13 protein-coding genes and 1 pseudogene are annotated in these 20,519 nt (G+C 60.4%); 3 read left to right on the forward strand and 11 right to left on the reverse strand.

Annotated features, from left to right (window positions below; translation table 11 throughout):
• Positions 1 to 549 precede the first annotated feature (549 nt).
• The 6 genes and pseudogenes from AC5XE7_RS19770 to AC5XE7_RS19795 all read right to left on the reverse strand — a co-directional run bounded on the left by AC5XE7_RS19770 (position 550) and on the right by AC5XE7_RS19795 (position 6,003).
• A complete protein-coding gene (locus AC5XE7_RS19770; RefSeq protein WP_495367351.1) occupies positions 550 to 945 on the reverse strand; it encodes a barstar family protein in 396 nt (131 codons plus the stop codon).
• Between the two features lie 496 nt (positions 946 to 1,441).
• Entirely contained in the window at positions 1,442 to 2,026 is a 585-nt protein-coding gene (locus tag AC5XE7_RS19775; protein ID WP_495367352.1) for a general stress protein, read from the reverse strand.
• 16 nt (positions 2,027 to 2,042) lie between these two features.
• Positions 2,043 to 2,354, reverse strand: coding sequence for a PepSY domain-containing protein (locus AC5XE7_RS19780; RefSeq protein WP_495367353.1), 312 nt, complete (start codon positions 2,352 to 2,354; stop codon positions 2,043 to 2,045).
• 665 nt (positions 2,355 to 3,019) lie between these two features.
• Positions 3,020 to 3,781: pseudogene (locus tag AC5XE7_RS19785) on the reverse strand (IS5 family transposase).
• 103 nt (positions 3,782 to 3,884) lie between these two features.
• The gene (locus AC5XE7_RS19790) at positions 3,885 to 5,309 is read right to left on the reverse strand and encodes a tetratricopeptide repeat protein (protein ID WP_495367354.1); all 1,425 of its coding nucleotides are present in this window, start codon (positions 5,307 to 5,309) and stop codon (positions 3,885 to 3,887) included.
• Positions 5,310 to 5,385: 76 nt separating this feature from the next.
• Positions 5,386 to 6,003: a TetR/AcrR family transcriptional regulator gene (locus tag AC5XE7_RS19795; protein ID WP_495367355.1), complete on the reverse strand. Its 618-nt coding sequence runs from the start codon at positions 6,001 to 6,003 to the stop codon at positions 5,386 to 5,388.
• 296 nt (positions 6,004 to 6,299) lie between these two features.
• Here AC5XE7_RS19795 and AC5XE7_RS19800 point away from each other — a divergent pair, with 296 nt between their 5' ends.
• Positions 6,300 to 11,687 (forward strand): autotransporter domain-containing protein, encoded by a 5,388-nt coding sequence (locus AC5XE7_RS19800; protein WP_495367356.1) that lies wholly within the window; start codon positions 6,300 to 6,302, stop codon positions 11,685 to 11,687.
• A 406-nt stretch (positions 11,688 to 12,093) separates the two neighbouring features.
• Here AC5XE7_RS19800 and AC5XE7_RS19805 read toward each other — a convergent pair whose 3' ends face one another.
• Genes AC5XE7_RS19805 through AC5XE7_RS19820 form a run of 4 tightly spaced genes read right to left on the reverse strand, consistent with a single transcriptional unit; the run spans position 12,094 to position 17,108 of the window.
• Positions 12,094 to 13,206: an ABC transporter permease gene (locus tag AC5XE7_RS19805; protein WP_495367357.1), complete on the reverse strand. Its 1,113-nt coding sequence runs from the start codon at positions 13,204 to 13,206 to the stop codon at positions 12,094 to 12,096.
• Between the two features lie 4 nt (positions 13,207 to 13,210).
• On the reverse strand, positions 13,211 to 14,341 hold the full coding sequence (locus tag AC5XE7_RS19810) for an ABC transporter permease (RefSeq protein WP_495367358.1): 1,131 nt from the start codon (positions 14,339 to 14,341) through the stop codon (positions 13,211 to 13,213).
• A complete protein-coding gene (locus AC5XE7_RS19815; protein ID WP_495367359.1) occupies positions 14,338 to 16,113 on the reverse strand; it encodes an ATP-binding cassette domain-containing protein in 1,776 nt (591 codons plus the stop codon). Before AC5XE7_RS19815 ends, AC5XE7_RS19810 begins: the two co-directional genes overlap by 4 nt.
• Positions 16,110 to 17,108 carry an HlyD family secretion protein gene (locus AC5XE7_RS19820; protein WP_495367360.1) on the reverse strand — a complete coding sequence of 333 codons (999 nt, stop codon included), beginning with the start codon at positions 17,106 to 17,108 and terminating at the stop codon, positions 16,110 to 16,112. The genes AC5XE7_RS19815 and AC5XE7_RS19820 overlap by 4 nt, the downstream gene beginning before the upstream one ends.
• Before the next feature lie 270 nt (positions 17,109 to 17,378).
• Between AC5XE7_RS19820 and AC5XE7_RS19825 the strand changes: the two genes are divergently transcribed.
• The gene (locus AC5XE7_RS19825; RefSeq protein ID WP_495367361.1) at positions 17,379 to 18,410 is read left to right on the forward strand and encodes an alpha/beta hydrolase; all 1,032 of its coding nucleotides are present in this window, start codon (positions 17,379 to 17,381) and stop codon (positions 18,408 to 18,410) included.
• Positions 18,407 to 19,678, forward strand: a complete 1,272-nt coding sequence (locus tag AC5XE7_RS19830; RefSeq protein ID WP_495367362.1) for a BsuBI/PstI family type II restriction endonuclease — start codon at positions 18,407 to 18,409, stop codon at positions 19,676 to 19,678. Before AC5XE7_RS19825 ends, AC5XE7_RS19830 begins: the two co-directional genes overlap by 4 nt.
• A 38-nt stretch (positions 19,679 to 19,716) precedes the next feature.
• On the opposite strand, the gene AC5XE7_RS19835 is transcribed toward AC5XE7_RS19830, so the two are convergent.
• Complete coding sequence (locus tag AC5XE7_RS19835) at positions 19,717 to 20,361, reverse strand: hypothetical protein (protein WP_495367363.1); 645 nt, start codon at positions 20,359 to 20,361, stop codon at positions 19,717 to 19,719.
• Positions 20,362 to 20,519: the final 158 nt, after the last annotated feature.

Raw genomic sequence — 20,519 nt, forward strand, 5'->3', positions numbered from 1 at the left:
CCCCGTGCCACAACGGGAAGTACGGCGATATGCGCGCCATCTGGCACTCGCTCAGCAGAAACAAATCACCCATCACGGCCTCCTTCAGCAAAGACCGTGAATCACAGATCAAACCAAATTAATAGGTCCTGAGCCTAGCGTAGCTTGGCGACAATCTCTTCGGGCTTGTGCTTCTTCTGGGGCATTCCAACGCCCTCTCTCAGGCTCGATAGCCTACTTCACGGAGGACCACTTTCCAGGGGGCAGGCCAGCATCGAAAGGAGGGAAAGTATCCGTGGGAGGACCGCCGTGCTCCGATGGCATGCTGCTTTTGGCGTCTTGCATTTCCTTTACGCTTGCCGACTGCACGCCTTCTAACAACCGTCGATTCGACCGTTTGTCCTTGGTCATGGTGGTCCTCCTTTCACCAACCGAACGGCCCAATGGGCCAGGAGTTCCATGCAACACGGCAAACACCCCTCAATTCGACAGGGCGGACATCAGACGGCTTCTTTAGCTGCTAAAGACTACAAGTCTCGCATCAGAAACGGGTATGAACGACACCGCCTTCTATTCCTCCTGGATTATTATGTAGGAGTGTTCATCGAAAATCTGCATCACGATTTCGAAATAGGTCGATCCTGTGCCCTGATCGAGTTCTTCAAGATCACGACGGATTTTCGAAATATTAAAGACAGATGGCTGATCAAGCTTACTGAGGTAAAGGGCTCTTGTTGCCGTGACACCCAGTGCTTTTCTGGTTTGCTTTAACCCTTTCCAGATCAAGGTAACAGCTTCTACCCCATTCAAAGCTCCATAGCCGCCATGGAGCATGTCATCGAGAGCGTCGAGACTCGGCCCGAGCTGCCACTCCTCGCCCGACATGAAGACGCTATTGATCTCCATATAGAAGGACGGAATATCCCGGATGCGGTTGCCATCTATCGTAAGTTCGATGTGGGTCAATTCGTCTATCCAAACTCTATTCATAAGTGCCACTGAATCAGACAAGCGCGCGCACCATCGGGGTTGCAACACCGGCCATCGCGGAAGGCGACATCCCGGGGCAGGAAAGGCTATACGACCGGAACAATGACCCTGAATTTTCGTTGGTCTATTGTATGGTTGACAGGAGTAGGCACATGCGAACTCGTCTTTGGATTGCCGCAATGATCTTTCCTATGGTCAACGCGGTGCTGTTTGGAACCGGTGTTATAACCTTACTCACTGTTCCCTCCCTGAGAGAGAATGCAAGCCCGGGAATCTGGTACGTGGTAGCGATGAGCTTGATCATTGCGGCTCCCTTATCCTGGTTTGTGGCACCCCGCCTTCGCTTGCGCTTCTGGCGTAGTAACGGCGGAATGCTTTAAGCTCCAAAACGCAATAGCTCGCCAATCTCGGGTAAGAGACTGGCGAGCTATCGAGAAGCTCCAAATCCATCGAAGCCGGTCCAAAGCTAAACTTAAACGCGATAGCGTCCGCGCTCCCGGTCAATTTCTTCGGTGGTATATGGCGGCAAGTTTTCATCGAAAGCAGCCCAGCCTTCTGCTTCGTAGGCACGGCGACGCTCCAGCGGATCCACCCACGCTCCACGACGCAGAATAGCGGTCGCTTCTGCCTCGCGGACGTCGTTTACACGAGCCGTAACGAGAGAGCCGCCGCGGCGGACACCTTCGACATACACGTGAGCGTCCGCTTCAGGAACGCCATCGCCCGTCATTGCTCCAATTATGCCCCCTGCTGCGCTCCCCGCCACTGCTCCGGCAACTGCGCCAACTGCAGTCGAGGCAAGCCACCCGGAAGCAACTACCGGTCCGACTCCGGGAATCGCCATGAGGCCAAGGCCTGCAAGAAGACCGCCAGCGCCGCCGATTGCTGCACCTACACCAGCTCCAGTGCCTGCGCCTTCGGCAGCATCGGAGGTTTCGCTCTCCGCGTGATGGCTGACAATGCTGATGTCTTCGCTGGGGATTCCCATTTTTTCAAGGTCGCGCACAGCTGCAACGGCATCAACATGGGTGTCGAAAAGTCCTGTAACGGTTTTCATCAGTCAGTTCTCCCTTTTATTCAGAGGTCACGTTGCCCTGGTAGTCCAAGGCCACAGAAACGGACGCACCATCCTTCATTGCTGTACCCTTCCAGAGACCCTTGTCGTCCAGCTTCAGGTCAGACACACCGGTATAACCCGCATCGGCAATCCGGGATTTCGCCTGCTCTTCAGTAAAGCTGTTAGCCCCTTCGACAGGGGCCGTAGGGTTGACACTGTCAGGTGTTGCAACCGCGGGCGTATCGCCGTCAGGTGCCGGTTGTGTCTGGGCAAGTGCGGGCGAAAAAGACAAAGCTACAGCGGCCATGGCGAGCATGGTTCTACGCATGATGCGCTCCATTATTGGGGGTTTGTCGTACCCGGTAGTAACATCTCGTGGCCGGATAGGTTCCACGCATTTTCAGCCCGAAGAGCCTGTTGCCCTTTACGAAGGCTCCATGCCGCGCAAGCGCCCGCTCCTTTGTCATCCGATAGGAGACAGACGCCATCAGGGGCCATCACCTGGCCTCCAGGAGAAGCCCCTGAAACAACAGAAATTCGCGGATCAGATCGGCCCTGGGTGCCGTTTAGTGTCGGAGCTCGACAAATGATAAGCCGACGATGAATTCGAGAGCGCGCTGAAATCGCCCTTGCCGCCAGCAAAGCGCTTCACGGCCGGCAACGCCGATGGCCATTACCGCTCGTAAATAAATACCCTCCGGTAATGGTCGGCACAGCTCGCTCTCCGATGGCTGAAAGAAGATCCTCTACCGCGCATTATCGATGCGAGCTACAATTACAAGATTCAGCAAGGGCAGTCGCTCAACTACCGCACGGTCATAGAACCGCTGCCTGCAAATATGACTACAGATGGCCCGTGGCAGTGATCAATAGTGTAGACAGGCCAACCTCTGTCTATTTTACGCTGCGTACTTTCGCCCGCATCTTTTTCATAGGATCTGCGGGCATCTGAGCGTCGCGTCCGAAGCGGGATGCTCCAGGAGGTGTGGACCGTTATCTGAGCCATAGGATGGTTGCGGCGAGTGTGACGACGGCGAGATAATTGGGGGCGGTTTTCTCGAAGCGGGTGGCGACGCGGCGGAACTGCTTGAGCTTGGAGAAGCAGCACTCGATCAGGTGTCGCTCGCGGTAGAGCTGCCGGTCGAACGGGTGTTTGGCGGTGCGCGAGGGGTTGTTGGGGATCACCGCCGTGGCGTCCATGACGGCGATGAAAGCACGGAAATGGTCGGCGTCGTAAGCGGCATCGGCCATGACAACCTCGGCCTGGTGGCCGTCGATCAGGCTGGCGGCCTGGGGCACGTCGCCCCTGTGGCCGCCGGTCAGCTGGAAGGCGACGGGGCATGCCGAGCCCGCGCACGGCCAGGTGGATCTTGGTGCTCAGGCCGCCACGGGAACGCCCAAAGGCCTGATCTTCAGCCCCTTTTTAGCGCCACTCGCATATTGGTGAGCCCGGATGATGGTGCTGTCGACGATCAGATACTCGAAGTCTCCGTCGTCGCTCATCGCGGCGAAGATGCGATGCCAGATGCCCTTGGTGCTCCACCGGCTGAACCGGCGGAACGCGCTGCTCCACGAGCCGAACACGTCCGGCAGAGCGCGCCACGGCGAACCCGTCCGCACGATCCACAGCACCGCCTCCACGAACATCCGGTTATCGCGACCCGACGAACCGCGCGTCCGCGCGTCCCCGATGATGGGGCCCGGCATCCCAGCCCACTGCTCATCCCCAAGGATCAGCCCGTCGAACACTCTCATGATCGCCTCCCGCAGAAAACGACCCTGAATCAGATCAGAACGCTTTGTGAATCCCAAGTGTCCGCGCCTCCCAGACCTAACTCAGGCCGGCATGTGCCGGTCGCTACGATCTCGTTGAGCGGATAACCGGCAGGCCGGCGTCGCTGACAATTTGCAGGAAACGCTCGTTCTGCCGGGCCGACGCAAAGGCGGAGTCAATCCCGTAATAGAAGGCGTGACGCGTCGATGTCTCGCCAAGATGGCGGCTAGCCCTTTCCCAGTCGCCGGCCAATGCAAAGACATGTGCCAGCGAATAGGGATCGGCTGCTCCGTTTGCCGGAACAGTTTGGGTTGCAGCGAGCATGGCCTGCGCCATTTCTTCGGCTCCCCCGCGTTCGAGCGCCTGTTTGCCGGCGCGGACAATGGCAAGGCCACTGTCGTCCGATGTCAGGGTGAAGCGGGTTTCCCATGCGTTGAGGTATGCCGGGTAGTCCATGCGTGCCAGTTCGGCAAAGGCTAAAAAACGCCAGGGCGAGCGATAGCCGGGTTCGAGATCAATGAGCTGCAACAATGCGGTGCGAGCAGTGTCCGGTCGCCCCAGCCCAAGCTGGACCATCGCACTCGAAACCCCGATCGAGCGGGAAAGGGGCTCGATCTCCCGTGCCCGCATGACTTCTTCCTCGGCGGACTCGAACCGCCCAAGGCTCATCAAGGCGGCGGCATGCCAGTGACGCGTCTGGGCATCCTGGGGATCGAGGGCCAGCGCCCTCGCAAAGTAATCCATCCCCAGTTCGTAGTCCCGATCCCAGAACACAGTAATGTCCCCCAGGACGCTGTAAGCCTGCGCAAGATCGGGATTGAGGGCGATCGCCAACCCCGCCGCCGCCTTCGATCGGTCGTAGCCGTCGTGCGGCGACAGTACGCGATATTCGACCATGAGGTTGTAGATAGTGGCGAGGTCAGCTTGGGCGGCAGCAAAACGCGGGGCTAGTTGACGCACACGCAACAGAAGCTGCTCGGCCTGCCGCAAGCTATCCGGGGTGCGTTGCTGCCAAAGATATTGGGCATCGAGGTAAAGCTGGCGCGCCTCAGCCGGCAGATCGTTCGTCCTAACGATCCCGATTTCACCGCGCTGCCGCCACGCCGCCAGCCCAAGCGTGATACAGCCGGCGGCTGCCAACCCGCCGACCACCAGCTTGCGGCGACCGATCCGGTGGGGAGGAGGGACGACCTGTAATCGGGAAGCAACAGATTCGTCTTCTTCCTCATACGGGTCTGCCGGACGTTCGACCGATTGGCCGTTCAGATCCGGTATTCCGTCGGCCTCGACCTTCGGCTGGCGGCCCGTGAGCCAAGCATCCAGTTCATGGGAAAAAGCATAGACGGGAACGCCCTTGCGCGCAGCGCCGCATTTCGGACGGTGCACCGGCAGGTCCCCATCCGTCGCCCAGCGCTTAACGGTGCTCTGGTTTCGCCCCAAGTAATCTGCAATGGCTCGCCATCCGTTTAGAGGACCGGCATGCTGCCGAACCTCCCTGCCGTTCTGCATTCCCTGCCCCATCCCATCGAGAACCGCGACGAAATACTATACTAGCATTTTTCATTTTGAAAATATCGGAAAGATGTCAACGCTCGTCCGGGTCGTCGTAGCGATCGATATAGGATGCGATGAGCCTGTCCATGGCCTCGCGGGCGATGCGATTGTGGTCACTCGAAAACCCCAGGCTCGCCACCATCTTCCAGTGACCGTACATCAGACTCACGAACAGATAGGCGATCTCCCGGCAGGCTGGCTGTGGCAGGGAGGGATGACTGATCTGGATTTCGTGCGCGACGGTATGGCGAAGCAGCGAATACTGCTCATGAAGGTTGCGCCGAATGCGTTCCGATCCCGCCGCCAAAGCGAACACGGCATCATACACGGCGTCGTCGGCCGGCTTGTCGAGACCTCTTCCGTCGAGAAAGCCGAAATAGAAGTCGAGGAAAAGTGATAGGCGTTCCCTTTGGTCGGCGGCGATGATGCCGTGCATAAGCCGGTTCCGATAGGCTGCTGCAAGCATGTCGCAGACAGCGAGCATCAGCTCCTCGGGATCGGGATAATAGTGCCGGATGAGTTGCCGGGAGATACCACCCGCTTGGGCGATTGCATCATAAGAGGGCGTCGGAAGCCCGCCGCTGCTGATGGCATCAAAGGCGGCCTTGAGAATGGCTGGTTTACGAATATCGGCTGCGGGCTTGGCCATTTGTCTAGGTGTTCTGTTACGCTCGCGTGAAGGGTCCTGAACTCTTTTGCAATTCTGCGCTGGCCTGAGCAAGCCGGCCACGATTCGTATTTTATACGGCGCCGACGCCTTCATTTAGCTTCGATGGGCTTTCATGAGCTTTCTTGCGCTTTTATTGCCTAATACCTCCAAGTGCCCGTATCTGCTAAGTTTTTTGCAACAGCGCGCCTTGGGAATAATCCTCGGGGTGGAGATTTTTTTGGGGCGAGGGCAGCGATGCGGTCGGCGCAGCGCTACCCGAAAGGGGCAGTAAAAACATGCGGTCAGACCAAGTCGTATCCTCCATTCGTCGTCGTCGCTCCGAACGATCCATTCTTTGGCTTGGGACATCGGCGCTGGCGATTCTGGCGACGCCTGCCCTGTCTCAGACAGTCAATTTAACCAATACAAGCGATACGGGGACGGGTTCTCTGAGGGCGGGCATAGAAGCGGCCAACGGCGACCCGGCCATCAGTATCGTGCATGGCACCGTTCCAGCCGGCAGCGTCATCACACTGAATTCCGGCCCCGTCGACGTCACCTCGACACTCACCATCGATGCCGAGAATGCCTTCACAATCTCCAACATTCCCGATGTGCCCAACCAGGCTGCGCTGCAGCTTTCCGGCGGCAACACATTGACTATTGGCGCGCCCGTCACGGTCAGCACGAGCTTTAATCAAGCGCCGGTGCCGATTCCCACTGTCGGCGGAATCAGGATTCTGGACGCAGGGAATCTGCTTGATATTTACGGCAAGGTGGAAACAAACGGGGGGCGCCAAGTTGGGATTTCAAATCTTGGCAACAACAACCAAATCCGAGTCAAATCCGGCGCTTCAGTCTCCTCGACGGGGTCTTACACAGGGGCCCTCGCGAGCGCAGGAGCAGGCGCAAGCATTACTCTGGAAGCCGGCGCGGAACTGATCGCCCGATCCTTTTACGGTCGGGGAATAAGTTTCTCGGGCGCGGGGACAATCGTCGACATCGATGGTCAACTGACGACAACCGGATCGGCAAGCCTCGGCGTCTGGGCCGATGCCGATGCGGAAGACGCCGTCATCAATGTGTCCGGTCTCATCTCCACCGAATATGACGGCTCGGCGACCGGCGTCCTCGTACAGGCCGAGAATGGCATCGTCTCCGTATCGGAAACCGGAGAAATAACCACTCAGGATCATGAGTGGTCCACAGCGATCAGTTTCGGCGCAAACGCAAACAACGGTTCCGCGATTGTCGCGGGCCGGATTTCGGCGGGCTCGGGCAAGGCGATCGAATTCAACGGCACGAACAACCGGCTTGAACTACAGGCCGGCTATTCCATCACCGGATCTGTCACCGGTGCCGGAAGCGATCGGCTGATCTTCGGCGGCACCGACAATGCCAACTTCGATCTGGCGGGATTGGGCGTACAATACACTGGCTTCGGGGCCGTGCAAAAGACAGGGGCCTCGACCTGGACGCTGAGCGGAGACGGTTCGACTTTCGCGGGCCCGATCGCTGTTCTCGACGGCACGCTGAATGTCACTGGATCACTGGGCGGCGCGTTGACCGTCCAAAGCGGCGGTGCCTTGGGAGGTACGGGTACGCTTGGCGCCGTCACCGTCGCCGATGGTGGCATTCTCGAGCCCGGCAGTAGTCCCGGTACGCTGCATATGAATTCATTGCTCCTGAACAACAGGTCCGTGCTGAATTTCGAGCTTGGAACCCCGGGCGTGGCGGCGGCCAGCGACCGGATTGATGTGATGGGCAACCTGACACTGGACGGCATTCTCAACGTTTCCGACGCCGGCGGTTTCGGTAACGGGGTCTATACGCTGATTGAATACGGAAACCTCGTCGCCGACAATGGGCTGGCTCTGGACACGGCACCGGGCGGCTACACTTACGCACTCGACTCCGGGACCGGAGCCGCAAGTGCGGTGACGCTGGCCGTTTCGGGCGGCGCGGCCGGAACCAACCAGTACTGGGACGGCGCGAACACCGTGCCGGGCGGCACGCTTTACGGCCGGGGCGGCGCGGGAGTGTGGAACGCCGTCAATACCAACTGGACCGATTTGGCGGGCACGGCGAATAACGCCTGGGGCGACCAGTTCGCGGTCTTCTACAACGGCACCAGCGACGTGACGGTAGACGGCATCCAGAGCGCCACGGGGCTGCAATTCGCGTCGGACGGCTACCGTTTGGTCGCAGGTTCAGGTGGTTCGCTCAATCTGACCGGAACGTCCGGCACCGTGCTCGTCGATGCGGGAGCGACGGCGACGCTGGCGCTGCCCCTGACCGTGACAGGCGACCTGGCCAAGCAGGGCGCCGGCATACTGAATCTGGCGGGCGACACCACGATTGGCTCAACCATGCAAGTGACAGCCGGCATGCTGCGCGTCATGGACGGCGCCGAGGTCGAAGCAAAAGCAGCCCTGGCAAATACGGGCGGACATCTGGAGATCGAGGGGCCCGGCTCCAGACTGGCGATAACAAATGCACATGGAGCCCTCGGCGTCGGCCTTTCGGGCGTCGGCAACATGTCGGTCACAAATGGCGGCGCGGTCGAAGTCGATACGCATGGCCCGACGCGGATCGGCCGCAATGCCGGCGGCGACGGCAGCCTCCTCATCTCCGGGACGGGATCGGAGATGCTGCTCCTGGACGGCGGCCTTGAGCTTGGCAGCGTCAACGGCACGGGCGAGATCGAAGTGACCGATGGCGGGCTGCTGCGCGTCGACGGCTATTACGAGGTCGTGGAAATTCCGGGCGGCGGACCGCTTGGCGAGGACATTACCCAGTTCACGCTGACCGACACATTGACCGTGGGAAAAGACGGCGGCACCGGCATGCTGAAGATCACAGATGGCGGCACGGTGGAGGCCGGACTGGTCGTCATGCAGCACGCCACCGAGGACAACGACTATGGACCGGGTACGGGCACCATTCTGGTGGACGGCGGCGGAAGCTCGTTCACCGTCGAGGAAAACCTGCAAGTCTTCAACGGCGGCACGATCACGATTTCCGACGGCGCGGCGTTCCGCACCTTCACGGACTCTTATTTCCAGGACAATCCATACAGGCATATCATTGCACCGGACCGGATCAGCGGCGGGAACGGGATAGCCACCGTCACGGTAACCGGCACCGGAAGCCTCTGGCACAGCGGCAACAGCATTCAAGCCACCGACGCGGTGACCCTGACGGTCAAGGAAAGCGCGAGTGTCGAGGCGGCGGGCAATATCCGCATCGGCTTCGGCAGGACCGTTGGCCTTGATGCGCCCTCGGAATCGCTGCTTGTCGACAATGCGGCATTGAAAGCCGGACAGACACTGGAGATCGCGCAGGGCGGCGCATGGGCCAAAGCCGACTTCATCAACGGCGCCACCATCGAAAGCAACGGGGTGTTCATCGCCGGCGGTGCGACCTGCGCGCCCGGCGAAGACGGCACCTGCGGCTCGGGAACTTACTATTTCGCCGAAGCCGATATTCTGGTCTCCGGCGTCGGGACGACATGGACGGACGGAGAAGCCTATAGCTTCACTCTGGGCGATACCGGCACCGCCACGCTGACGATCACCGACGGCGCCGTGGTCGAAACCGAAAACCACGCGGTCTTCGGCTGGGGTTCCTACGACGAGGGCCGCGCCGATGTCGTCGTCAGTGGCGGCGGACGTTTTTCCACCGCCTCTTCGCTGCAACTTGGGTCGGGGTTCAACGGAACGGGCACCCTTACAGTCGATGGGACGGGTTCGGTTGTCGAGGTCGGGACGACCCTGGACGTTGGGGGCGAGGGCAAGGGGTCGGTCACTCTGAGGGACAACGCCGTTGTCACGGTCGCCAACGATACGATCCTCGGCGCGCAGGAGGGCGGTCAAGGCCGCATAACGGTTACCGGTGGGGCGGAGCTTTTCACTGACCGCATCTACATGGGCATCACCGATGGCAGTGCAACCGGCATTCTGACCATCGGCGAAGGCAGCGACTACGCCTTGGTTGACGCACGCCGGCTCGATCTGCGGTCGGGAGAATTGCGGCTGGGCGCTAACGGCATCCTCAGCATTGGGACTGGACCGGCCAATATTGGCGCGCTCGGTCTTGTGTTCGGAACCGGGTCGATCTTTGGCGACGTTGTCCTGGACGGGCGCATCGCCCCGGGTCACAACGGCATCGGCACGCTGTCTGTGGAAGGCGACGTCACCTTCAACGCCGGATCGGTTTACGCCATCGACCTGCAGGCCCCGAATGTTTCCGATCTCATCGCGATTGATGGTTCTGCTGTGGTGAATGGCGGCGCGATCGAAATTACCAAGCTGTCCAACGACGATAGCTATCTCGATGGTCAAACCTACACCATCGTTACTGCGGGCACGGTCGACGTTCAGAACGAATTCACGCTGGGCCAACCGTTCGGGTTGTTGCGAACCGATGTCGTCTACGAAGCGGATCGCATCGACCTGACCCTGACGGCGGACCTTCCCTTCACCACACTGGCGCAAACATTCAACCAGACGCAGACGGCGTTGGGCTTGCAGGACTTGGCTCAGGCCGGAGATGCCTTGGCCGTCTACAATACGCTTGTCGGCTTGTCACTTCAGCCTAGTGGGGATGACGCGGTGCGACGCGCCTTTGACCTGACCTCGGGTGAGGTTCACGCCGCCGGCCAGCAGGTGATCGACCAGACCTTCGCCCTGTTCAACCGGACTTTGCGCCATCAGGGCGTGGCCGGGGTAGGCTCTGGCAATGTCGGCGCGCAGACCTTCACCGCCCCGCTTGGCTACGGCCCGGCGGTCGTTGCTGGCAATGCCGGCGTCTCGGCCATCGGTGATGCGACGGACTATGCCGATGCCAGCGTGCGCAGTGCATGGGCGGCTCCGCTCGGCGGCTTCGGCCAAATCGACGGCGATGGCAACGCCGCCCAGCTCGACTACTGGAACGCCGGTCTGGCAGGTGGCTATGAAGGCGTGATCGACGCTGCCTCGGGCCGAGCGGTCGGCGGCTTCGGCTTCGGCTATATCCATAGCCGCGGCACGATCGACGACCGGCTCTCGACCTTCGATGCTGACGGCTTCTATCTCGGCGCCTATGGCGCCTGGACGGACGGTCCATGGAACGTGGCTGGTTCGCTCTCCTACGGTGCGAACCGCGTCTCGACGGAGCGCAACATCGCCTTCATGGGAAGGACGGCGGAAGCGGACTACTGGACCCATACGATCGGACTGTCGAGCGAAGCCTCCTATGCATTCGACCTTGCCGACACCACAAAGTTCGCGCCGCTGTTGACGCTCGATGCGAGCTGGTTGGGCCATGGCGACTTCATAGAGAGGGGCGCAGGGGCGCTCAACCTGACCGCCGGGTCGGAGAACTGGACGCGGCTCGATGCCGGGCTGGGCCTGGCGCTGACGCACACGATCCTGATCGAAAGTGGCAAAGTAACGCTGGAAGGCCGGGCGGTATGGGAACACGCCTTCTCCGACGTGGTGCCGAGCCAGTCGCTCGCCATCGCAGGCAGCCCGACGAGCTTCACCGTTCTCGGCCCCGATGCCGGCCGCGACCGGTTGCGCATCGGCGCCGGCCTGTCCTGGGATGTCTCGGACGAAATGACTGTCCGCGCCCGCTATGACGGCCTGTTCTCAAACAGCCAGGCCAACCACTCGGCCTCTCTCGGCCTCAACGTCAGGTTCTAAGGTGCAGCATGTTCGCATCTCCAAAACCACTCTGATCCACGCCGCCGCCCTTTTCACGGGCGGCGGCCCCTCCTTCGCACAGGGCTGCCCGGCGGTGTGACCTCTCTCGGACGATCGAGCGCGGTGCACGCGGAAACCATTCGGTGCGCCGCACCGGGTGAAGATGACACCTACATCTACGCTATAGCCCTCCTAAAATGAAGCTGGAAAGTTGGCGGAACTTGCTGATATAGCTCTAGGAATCCGGCCATCGTATGCCCGTTTGTCGCAGCGCCTTTCCGGTCGAGTGTTGCTGCAGCATGATACGCGGCCGGCCAGGAACTGATCGCGGCCGAGGACATGAAGCGGAACGAGGTCCATCACGCCAATGGCTGTCGTAATCGACGCTCCGCGTTGTCAAGACGGTTTATGCTAATCGATGGCGGAACAGCCACGCGGCAAGTGGCAATGTAATGGCCGCCACGCATAGCAACGGCACAAAGTTAAACGCGACATCGCCGAAGCCGGCACCTTCGAGATAGACTCGCCGGACAAGATCGATGCCAAAGCGGAGCGGATTTGCGTAGGTCGCGATCTGCAAAACCTTCGGCATGTTGCCGACGGGGGTGAGCAACCCTGACAGCAACATCAGCGGCATCACTAGCATGAAGGTGTAGAGCATAGCCTGTTGCATTGTCAGCGAGACGGCTGAGATGGACAAGCCGATGCCGACAGACGCGACCGTGAACATGAGCAGCCCAAGATAAAGCAGCCAGACCGATCCGCTCATTGGAACCCGGAACCAGAACAGGATGATCAGAAAGATGATCGTCGATTGGATCAGGCCAACAAGAATCGAGGGGACGGCCTTCCCGATCAATATCTGCAGCGGTGTCAGCGGGGTCACCAGCAACTGATCGAATGTGCCCTGTTCGCGCTCCCGCGCCACCGACAGTGCCGCCAGCATGAGTGTTTGCAACATGCTGAGACTCGCGATCAAGGCGGGCATCAGATTCCAGCGGGATTCAAGGTTCGGATTGAACCAGGCCCGGCGCACGATTGTCAAAGACGCGGCATTGCCAAGCGACTGGTTATAGGCCGAGACGATCGAGCCGACATAAGCCGCCGCCAGTCCAGCCGTCGACGAGTTACGACCGTCGAGAACGACCTGCAGCGGTGCCTCCCGTCTGGAAGCCAGGCGTGCCTCGAAGTCGGACGGGATGCTGATCACGAGCAGCGACTTTCCGCTGTCGATCATTCCGGCGATCTGATCGGACGACGTCAACGTCGCCACACGTTTGAACACGCCCGTGCCGTCTATACGAGCCACTAGCTCGACCGCCGCCGAGCCCCGGCTTTGGTCGAGGACAGCGTAGGGTGCATTTGTCAGGTCATAAGTCGCGCCATAGCCAAACAGCAGCGACTGCATCAACGCCGGAGCGAATAGCAAAGCCCGGCTTGACGGATCGCTGAGCAAAGCGAGCAGTTCTTTGCGGACCAGCGCCAACGTCCTGGCGAGATAGTCGATCAAAGCGTGCATCGCGTCAGTCCAGTCTCTTTCTGAGCGAGCGGCGCGTTGCTTCGATCAGGATCGCAGCGTAGAGCGCGAGAATGACGCAGGTTCGGATAATGCCCGGCCAGTAGTCGCCGGCCATGAACAGCGTTTTTATCAAACCCATGAAATGCGTCGCCGGCAGCAACTGACTGACGATCTGGATGACGACCGGCACGTTGCGCAGGTCGAAGACGAATCCCGACAGCATCATGGCGGGCATGAAGCTGGTCAGCAGGGCCATCTGGCTCGCCGCGAACTGATTGCGCGTGGTGGCCGAGATGAAAAGACCGAGCCCGAGCGACACCAGCAGATACAGGAGCGAAGCGACGATGATCACCCACAGCGAGCCGCGCATCGGTACTTGGAACAGGAACTTCGCGGCAAGCACGCACATCAACAGGTCGATGGCTCCGACCGCCAGGTAAGGCGTCAGCTTGGCTATCACCAGTTCCAGCGGCCGCACCGGCGTGACGAACAGCGGCTCAAGCGTGCCGCGTTCCCATTCCCGCGCGACCAGCAGCGAGGTGAGAAACGCCCCGATCAAAGTCATCACGAGCACGATCAGACCCGGCACGATGTACCAGGTGCTCTCATTGGCTTCGTTGAACCAAATTCGCTGTACGACCGAGATGCTGCCGACACCGGTCGGTTTGTTGCCGGCGCGATCGGCCCGTTGCTGGGCCGGGAGCGCTAGGGCGCCGCTCACGTACCCTTCGATCGTCGAAGCCGTGTTGGAGTCGACGCCATTAAGCAGCAGTTGCAGTCGCCCGTCACCGGCAGCCAGGCGTCGCGAGAAATCGATCGGCACGCGCAGGATGGCGTCGGTCTCGCCGGTGCGGATCATCCGTTCGGCTTCTGCCATCGAGGTCACCCAGGTCGGTGCCAGATAGGGGGAGCCTTGCAATCCGGCGACGACGTCGCGCGCGCTCGGGGAGCTGTCCTCCAGAACCACCGTCACGCGTGCGTCCTTGACGTCGAAGGAAATCCCGAAGCCGAAGACGAGAATCAATGCAATCGGTAGCAGCAGGCCAACAATCAGGTTGCTGCGGTCACGCAGCATCTGCCGGGTTTCCTTGCGGATCAGCGCAACAAGCCTGTTGGCGAAGCCGGATTTGGTCATGCCGCAGCCCCTTGTGGCTCTCGGCGGCTGCGCGCTTGCTCGACGATGGCAATGAAGGCGCCGTTCATGTCCAGGGCGGCATCGCCGGCCTGCTCACGAACCTCCCGTGGCGTGCCGAGCGCCAGCATCTGCCCCGCATCCTGGATGGCGATGCGGTCGCAATACTCTGCCTCTTCCATGAAGTGGGTGGTGATGATGATCGTCACACCGCTTTTGGCCAGCGCGGTGATGGTTCGCCAGAAGGCGCGCCGCGCGAGCGGATCAATGCCGCTGGTCGGTTCGTCCAGAAACAGGATGTCCGGCTCGTGCAGGAGTCCCGTCGCCATGGCGAGACGTTGCTTGTATCCGGCGGGTAGAATGCCGCTCTTTGCCGACGGGTCGAGGTCGAACTGCGCCAGCGATGTAGTCACGCGCGCCTTGAGCGCGTCCCCTCGCAGGCCGTAAGCGCCGCCGAAGAATTCCAGATTGTCGCGAACCGTCAGGTCGCCATAAAGCGCGAATTTCTGCGAGACATAACCGATCCGCCCGCGGGCCGCCGCGCGGGCGGTACGCAAATTGAGACCAGCGACCTCCAGATGGCCGCTGGTCGCCGGTAGCAGTCCGCACAACATGCGAAATGTCGTGGTCTTTCCAGCACCGTTCGGACCCAACAGTCCGAAAGTTTCGCCGCGAGCCACATCGAACGACGTGCTCGCGACCGCGGTAAACTCGCCGAATTTGCGCACCAGGTCGCGCACGACAATGACAGGCTTATCTTTCGATCCATTGGTTTTGGCCGCGATCGTTTGCCCATTTGCCACGGTCGGTGCCGGAGGCGCCGCTGCATTGCCCTCGTGCTGCCGCAGTAGCATCATGAATGCGTCTTCAAGCTCTTCCGGCCTCGGCTCGCAGCACGAGTCGTGGAGCAGTTCATCCAATCGCGTGGTCTCGGCTTCGGGCTGACGAATGAAGCGAACCTTGCCGCCTGTGGGGACCGCGTCGATGATCTGATCTGGCGCGTCGATGAGGCGGGCTTGCAGCTCGCGTGCCGGCATCCCTTCGGGCGGAACGGCCGTGAAGGTCAGGCCGCGGGCCCGCTCTTGCAGACTGTGGGGCGAGCCTTCCGCCAGCAACCGGCCCCTGTTCATCACGAACACCTGGGCGCACCGTTCGGCCTCGTCCATGTAGGCCGTGCTGACGATGACGCTGAGATGCTCCTGATCGATGAGTTGCTGAACGATCGTCCAGAGGTCACGGCGCGACAGCGGGTCAACGCCGACGCTCGGCTCGTCGAGTAGGAGAAGGTCGGGGGAACGGACTAGCGTGCAGGCGAGACCGAGCTTCTGCTTCATGCCGCCCGAAAGCTTGCCGGCGGGCCGGTCAGTAAAGCGTGTCAGGTCGGTCATTTCGAGCATCCTGGCGAAGCGCGCCCGCCGCTGGTCCAGCGGCACGCCATGCAAGTCGGCATAGAGGTCGAGGTTCTCCTGAACGCTCAGGTCTTCATACAGACCGAAACGCTGCGGCATGTAGCTGATACGGTCCTGAACCGATTGCGCATCCCGCACCACGTCGATGCCGAGCACACTGAGCGATCCCGAATCCGGCTTGAGCAAGCCCGCGAACATTCGCATCAGCGTGGTCTTGCCGGCGCCATCGGGACCGACCAGCGCGGTCAGTTCTCCGGCCCGCATCCTCATCGATAGTCCGTCGACCGCGGCGACCGTGCCGCCATCAGGCGCCTCGAAGGTCTTGTGCAGTCCGCCGACAACGACCGTGGCGCTGTCGTCGCTCACGACGTCGGTCCTATTGGAAGGCGGACGGTGACCGGCTGGCCGAGGCGCAAGGTGTCGGTGCTATCCTCGACAATGATGCGCACTTCATAGACGAGACTGGTCCGCAACTCCTCGGTCTGCACCGACTTTGGCGTGAACTCGGCGACCGAAGAGATATAGCCGACCGTACCTGCCACCGGTTGATCGGGATGGCTGTCGGTGAAGACCTTGGCCGCCATGCCCGGTTTGATCTTGCCGAGATCCGGTTCACTCACATAGACGCGCGCCCATTTCGGCTTTGTCAGCGCAAGCGAGTACACGGCCGATTGAGACGTGACCATGTCGCCGGGCTCGTGCAGGCGGGAGCGCACGATGGCATCCGCGGGAGACCGCAACTTGCCGAGATCGATCTGGTGGCGAAGTTGGGCCAATTGAGCTTCAGAGGCCTTCACCTGGGCTTCGGCGCTGGCAATATCCTCGGCGCGGGGGCCTTCGATCGCTAATTGCAGCGTGGCGCGCAGTTCGTTGACCTTCGCGCGCGCTGTCTGGGCGTCGGCCCGCCGTTGGTCGACGGTCTGCGCAGTGATCGCGCCGCTATTGGATGTCTGAAGGCTGGTTGCTCGGGAATAGTCCTGCTCAGCCCGAATGGCCGAGGCTTCGGCCGACGCCAGTTGAGCGCGAGCCTGTTCAATTTCCTCCGGACGGGAGCCGTTGTGAAGCTTCAGCAGTGCCTGCCGCTGCGCGCCGAGTTGGGCTTCCGCCTGCTGCGCCTGGATTTCCAGCGTCCGCGTGTCGAGCAGCGCGATGATCTGACCGGCCGTCACCCGGTCGCCTTCTTCGCCCCGCATCTCCGTGATCCGGCCGCTGCCGTCGAAGGCGAGCGAGACCTGCCGGATGTCCACATTGCCGTGCAACACCAACTCGCTGGCATTGCGGGCGTGATTACGCGACCACCAGTGCCATCCGGCGGCAATCGCGACGGCGACCAGAATGATGGCGACGAGAACTTTCTTCATGCGGATTCCGAGCGGCGTAGGCAACCGCTTTCAGTGGGAAAATTCTAAATTTAAATTGAATTTAGGGTGCGATCGGCATATTGTCCAGTCCCGGAAGTCAGGAGCTCGCCGTTGAAAGCCGCACATTTGCTGAAGCTACAGGTTTCGCGTCCGACGAAGGCCACGTTCGCGATGAGGCCTGCTCGGTCATGCCGTCTTGGGCTAGCGCTTTGTTTGGCTATCGCGCTGGCCGGTTACGCAACGCGCCCCGGTCCCGAGACACTTGACCCCGTGAGCGCTACGCCATCAGCGGAAAACAGCATCGCCGTGTTCGCTGTCACTGACCGAGCCCCTGTAAAGGGAGTCCGGTCGGTCTTCGGCGACGGTCGCGGCAAACTGAGCTACGAACAGTTCGCGGTGCAGCAGGTTGGATCGGCCAATACAGGCACGATCGTGCAACCTGCCGCCCTTTTGGGGAAAAGCGATCCCTCGAAGGACTTTGTCCCGGTCGGGCGGCGTGAACTCGACAGGGAAACGTTCCGGCAAGCTGTCGATCGCATGGAAAAGGCGACTGGCGACACGGTCGTCATTTTCGTGCATGGCTACAACTACAGCTATCAGGAAGACGTCTTCCGGCTTGCGCAGTTGCGGGCGGAGGTCGGTGCCAAAGCAGTGCCAATCCTGTTCTCCTGGCCTTCCGCCGCTGCCGTCACCGGTTACATATCCGATCGGGATTCGACGACCTACGCGCGCGATGACCTGGTTCAACTGCTCATCATGTTAAGCCGGTCGGGAACAACGCGACGCGTCGCCGTCATCGGCCATAGCATGGGCGCGGGCCTTGTCAGGGAAGCGCTTCGGCAACTCCGCCTTGAAGGAAGAATCGACATTATCACCAAGTTGCAGGTCGGGCTTGCCTCACCGGACATCGACATTGACGTCTTTCGCGCACAGGTCGCAGTGGTCGGCCGCCTTTCCCCACCGCTGACGGTGCTCGTCTCTCGGGACGATTGCGCATTGGCTGCATCAAGCCGCCTTGCAGGCGGACGCCCTCGCCTCGGCGCAGCCAATATCGAGGACCCGCAGATACAGGACATCGCTCTCCAGAGCGGAGTCCGGATCGTTGATATTTCATCGCTACCGTCGAGCGACAGCCTCAATCACGATCGCTTTCTGACGCTGGCCGCCCGTTATTCGGCACCGGAGAGGGGACGGTCGGACGGCGACATCCGTCAAGCCGGTGTGTTTCTGCTAGATACCACGGGCCATATCCTGTCGGCGCCCTTCAGCGGGAAGGCTCAGCTTATCGCAGGGGCCCAATGAAAATGACGCGATCTACGACGGCACAGGCGGGAAGACATAAGCGCGAGGATCAGGCCGAATCCGTGAGGACCGCTCGCACGCGCCGATCCGATGGCGGCGTGACCCACGCGCGGATATTGGAGACCGCGGGCCAACTATTCGCATCGGTCGGCTTCGCGGAGACCACCAGCAAAATGATCGCCACGCATGCCGAGGTAGACCTTGCCTCAATTAACTATCATTTCGGGAGCCGGGACAGCCTCTATGAGGCCGTTCTCGTCGATGCTCATCGCCGTCTTCTTAGCGTCGACAATCTCCAGCGTTTGGTCTCAACAGAACTTTCCGCGCGCGACAAGCTGAAGAAGTTAATCGAGGGCTTGGTGGACAGCGCAACCCTGGCCGATGCTTGGCACACAAGAGTCCTGAGCCGCGAATTTCTGTCGCCGTCCTCCCATTTGCAGGCGCTGCAGAAAACCGAGATTCCGGCAAAGCTTCCGTTCATTCTTTCGATCCTGAGCGAGATCACTGCAATCCCTTCCGAAGATCCTGCGGTGCTTCGCTGCCTTGTCAGCGTCATGGCTCCCTGCGCGATGTTGCTGGTGGTCGGCCCGAACGTTTCGTCTGTCGCTGCTGAAATTCACCGCATGGCGCGCGAGGATCTGGTGGAACACCTCTACAGATTTGCAATCGGTGGTCTGGAAGCTGTGGGACACGACCACATTGAACACATCATCCAACGCAAACCTCCACAACCGCAAGGGGCAGCCGCCGGCGGTGCTTATGAGCTTGTGACATTTCCCAACGGGGAATCTCGCCGTATGACTTCGGGGGCGAGTGCCGATATTTCGAAAGCGGTAATTGAGGTTTTCGCACCCAAGTTTCTTCAGAAACCCAGCGTAATCTCTCTTAGCGAAAGCGGCAACAAAGTTGTCGCACGGGATGACGAACTTGCTAAAGCAATCGGCCTTACTATCCCAGCAGACAAAAGCCTGCCCGACATTGTTCTCGTGGACCTCGGCCCGGCGCATCCACTGCTGATTTTCGTGGAAGTGGTGCATACCGATGGTCCAGTGAACGATGCCCGGAAGACAGCCCTCCTTCAGATCGCTGAAGGGGCTGGCTTCGCACCTCAGCACGTCGCTTTCGTCACCGCGTACCTTGACCGAGCATCGCCGACATTCCGTAAAACGGTAAGCAGCTTGGCTTGGGGGAGCTACGCTTGGTTCGCGTCTGAGCCTGACAACCTCATCGTATTTAGCGGCAAATTGCTTCAGATCGAGGGAGGTTAGTGCGGCTCAATGCCAGCACCTCCCTCTGTCAAATCCGTCTAAACCTTAGCAGTGTCGCTCTTGTGACGACGATACTGTCCTTTTCGCCGAGAACCGACATACACCAGCAAGTTCGCCTGCTGGAGGCCGCGAATGTCCCTGCGAGCCGTCTTCATGCTCACCTTCCACATCGACATGATTTCGACTGCGCCACATCGACCACCTTCAGCAATACGCGTCAAGAACCAGTGTTGTCGTTCATTGAGTTCTACCGTTTCAGGGTCATTTATTGGGTCACGATCAGGGTCATCTTTAGGGTCATTTCGCAGATTTCCAGGGCTTGGGGCGAGAATGGCTTCACCGGCAGCATAGGCGTCCTTTGCTGTCGCGAGAGAAAACCGATCCATCGGATCAGGCCTCTGTCTTGACGCCGGGCCTTCAATAAGACCGAGAACAAAGGCTCGGATAACAGGGGACGAGACCACCAGGCGCAGGAAATACACGGTATCCGGGCCGTGCTGGGCCGACAGCCAATGCTTGACGGTCCTCTCGCTTGCATCCGTCTGGCGCGTGAGCTGTTTGATCACCCGATGGCTGTCGCCGTGCTCCTTTCGGAGCAGTTCCGAAATTGCCTGGGCATATGCCTCACGCCCACCGAGGACGCCTCTCCAGGCTGGCAATCTCCTGCCCTTTTTCTGCAACATCTTCCGTTTCCTCCGCGACTAGAGCATCTTCGACTTATTCCGGGTCATATCCGGCTGCCTCGAAATAGTGCCTGCACTCCTCGGCAGTGAAGGCTGTCAGGCAATCGGCGATGATGGACCAGAGATCGTCGACGGTTCTGGCAGCGGCCTTTCTGAGC

Source organism: Aquamicrobium sp. YD-1-mutant5 (assembly GCF_059509755.1).

What these genes read in the sequence shown, in the direction of transcription:
- AC5XE7_RS19795 (WP_495367355.1), bottom strand. Translation starts at nt 6,003, where the DNA reads ATGGCCAAGCCCGCAGCCGATATTCGTAAACCAGCCATTCTCAAGGCC.
- AC5XE7_RS19805 (WP_495367357.1), bottom strand. Translation starts at nt 13,206, where the DNA reads ATGCACGCTTTGATCGACTATCTCGCCAGGACGTTGGCGCTGGTCCGC.
- AC5XE7_RS19800 (WP_495367356.1), top strand. Translation starts at nt 6,300, where the DNA reads ATGCGGTCAGACCAAGTCGTATCCTCCATTCGTCGTCGTCGCTCCGAA.
- AC5XE7_RS19775 (WP_495367352.1), bottom strand. Translation starts at nt 2,026, where the DNA reads ATGAAAACCGTTACAGGACTTTTCGACACCCATGTTGATGCCGTTGCA.
- AC5XE7_RS19790 (WP_495367354.1), bottom strand. Translation starts at nt 5,309, where the DNA reads ATGCAGAACGGCAGGGAGGTTCGGCAGCATGCCGGTCCTCTAAACGGA.
- AC5XE7_RS19820 (WP_495367360.1), bottom strand. Translation starts at nt 17,108, where the DNA reads ATGAAGAAAGTTCTCGTCGCCATCATTCTGGTCGCCGTCGCGATTGCC.
- AC5XE7_RS19810 (WP_495367358.1), bottom strand. Translation starts at nt 14,341, where the DNA reads ATGACCAAATCCGGCTTCGCCAACAGGCTTGTTGCGCTGATCCGCAAG.
- AC5XE7_RS19835 (WP_495367363.1), bottom strand. Translation starts at nt 20,361, where the DNA reads ATGTTGCAGAAAAAGGGCAGGAGATTGCCAGCCTGGAGAGGCGTCCTC.
- AC5XE7_RS19780 (WP_495367353.1), bottom strand. Translation starts at nt 2,354, where the DNA reads ATGCGTAGAACCATGCTCGCCATGGCCGCTGTAGCTTTGTCTTTTTCG.
- AC5XE7_RS19830 (WP_495367362.1), top strand. Translation starts at nt 18,407, where the DNA reads ATGAAAATGACGCGATCTACGACGGCACAGGCGGGAAGACATAAGCGC.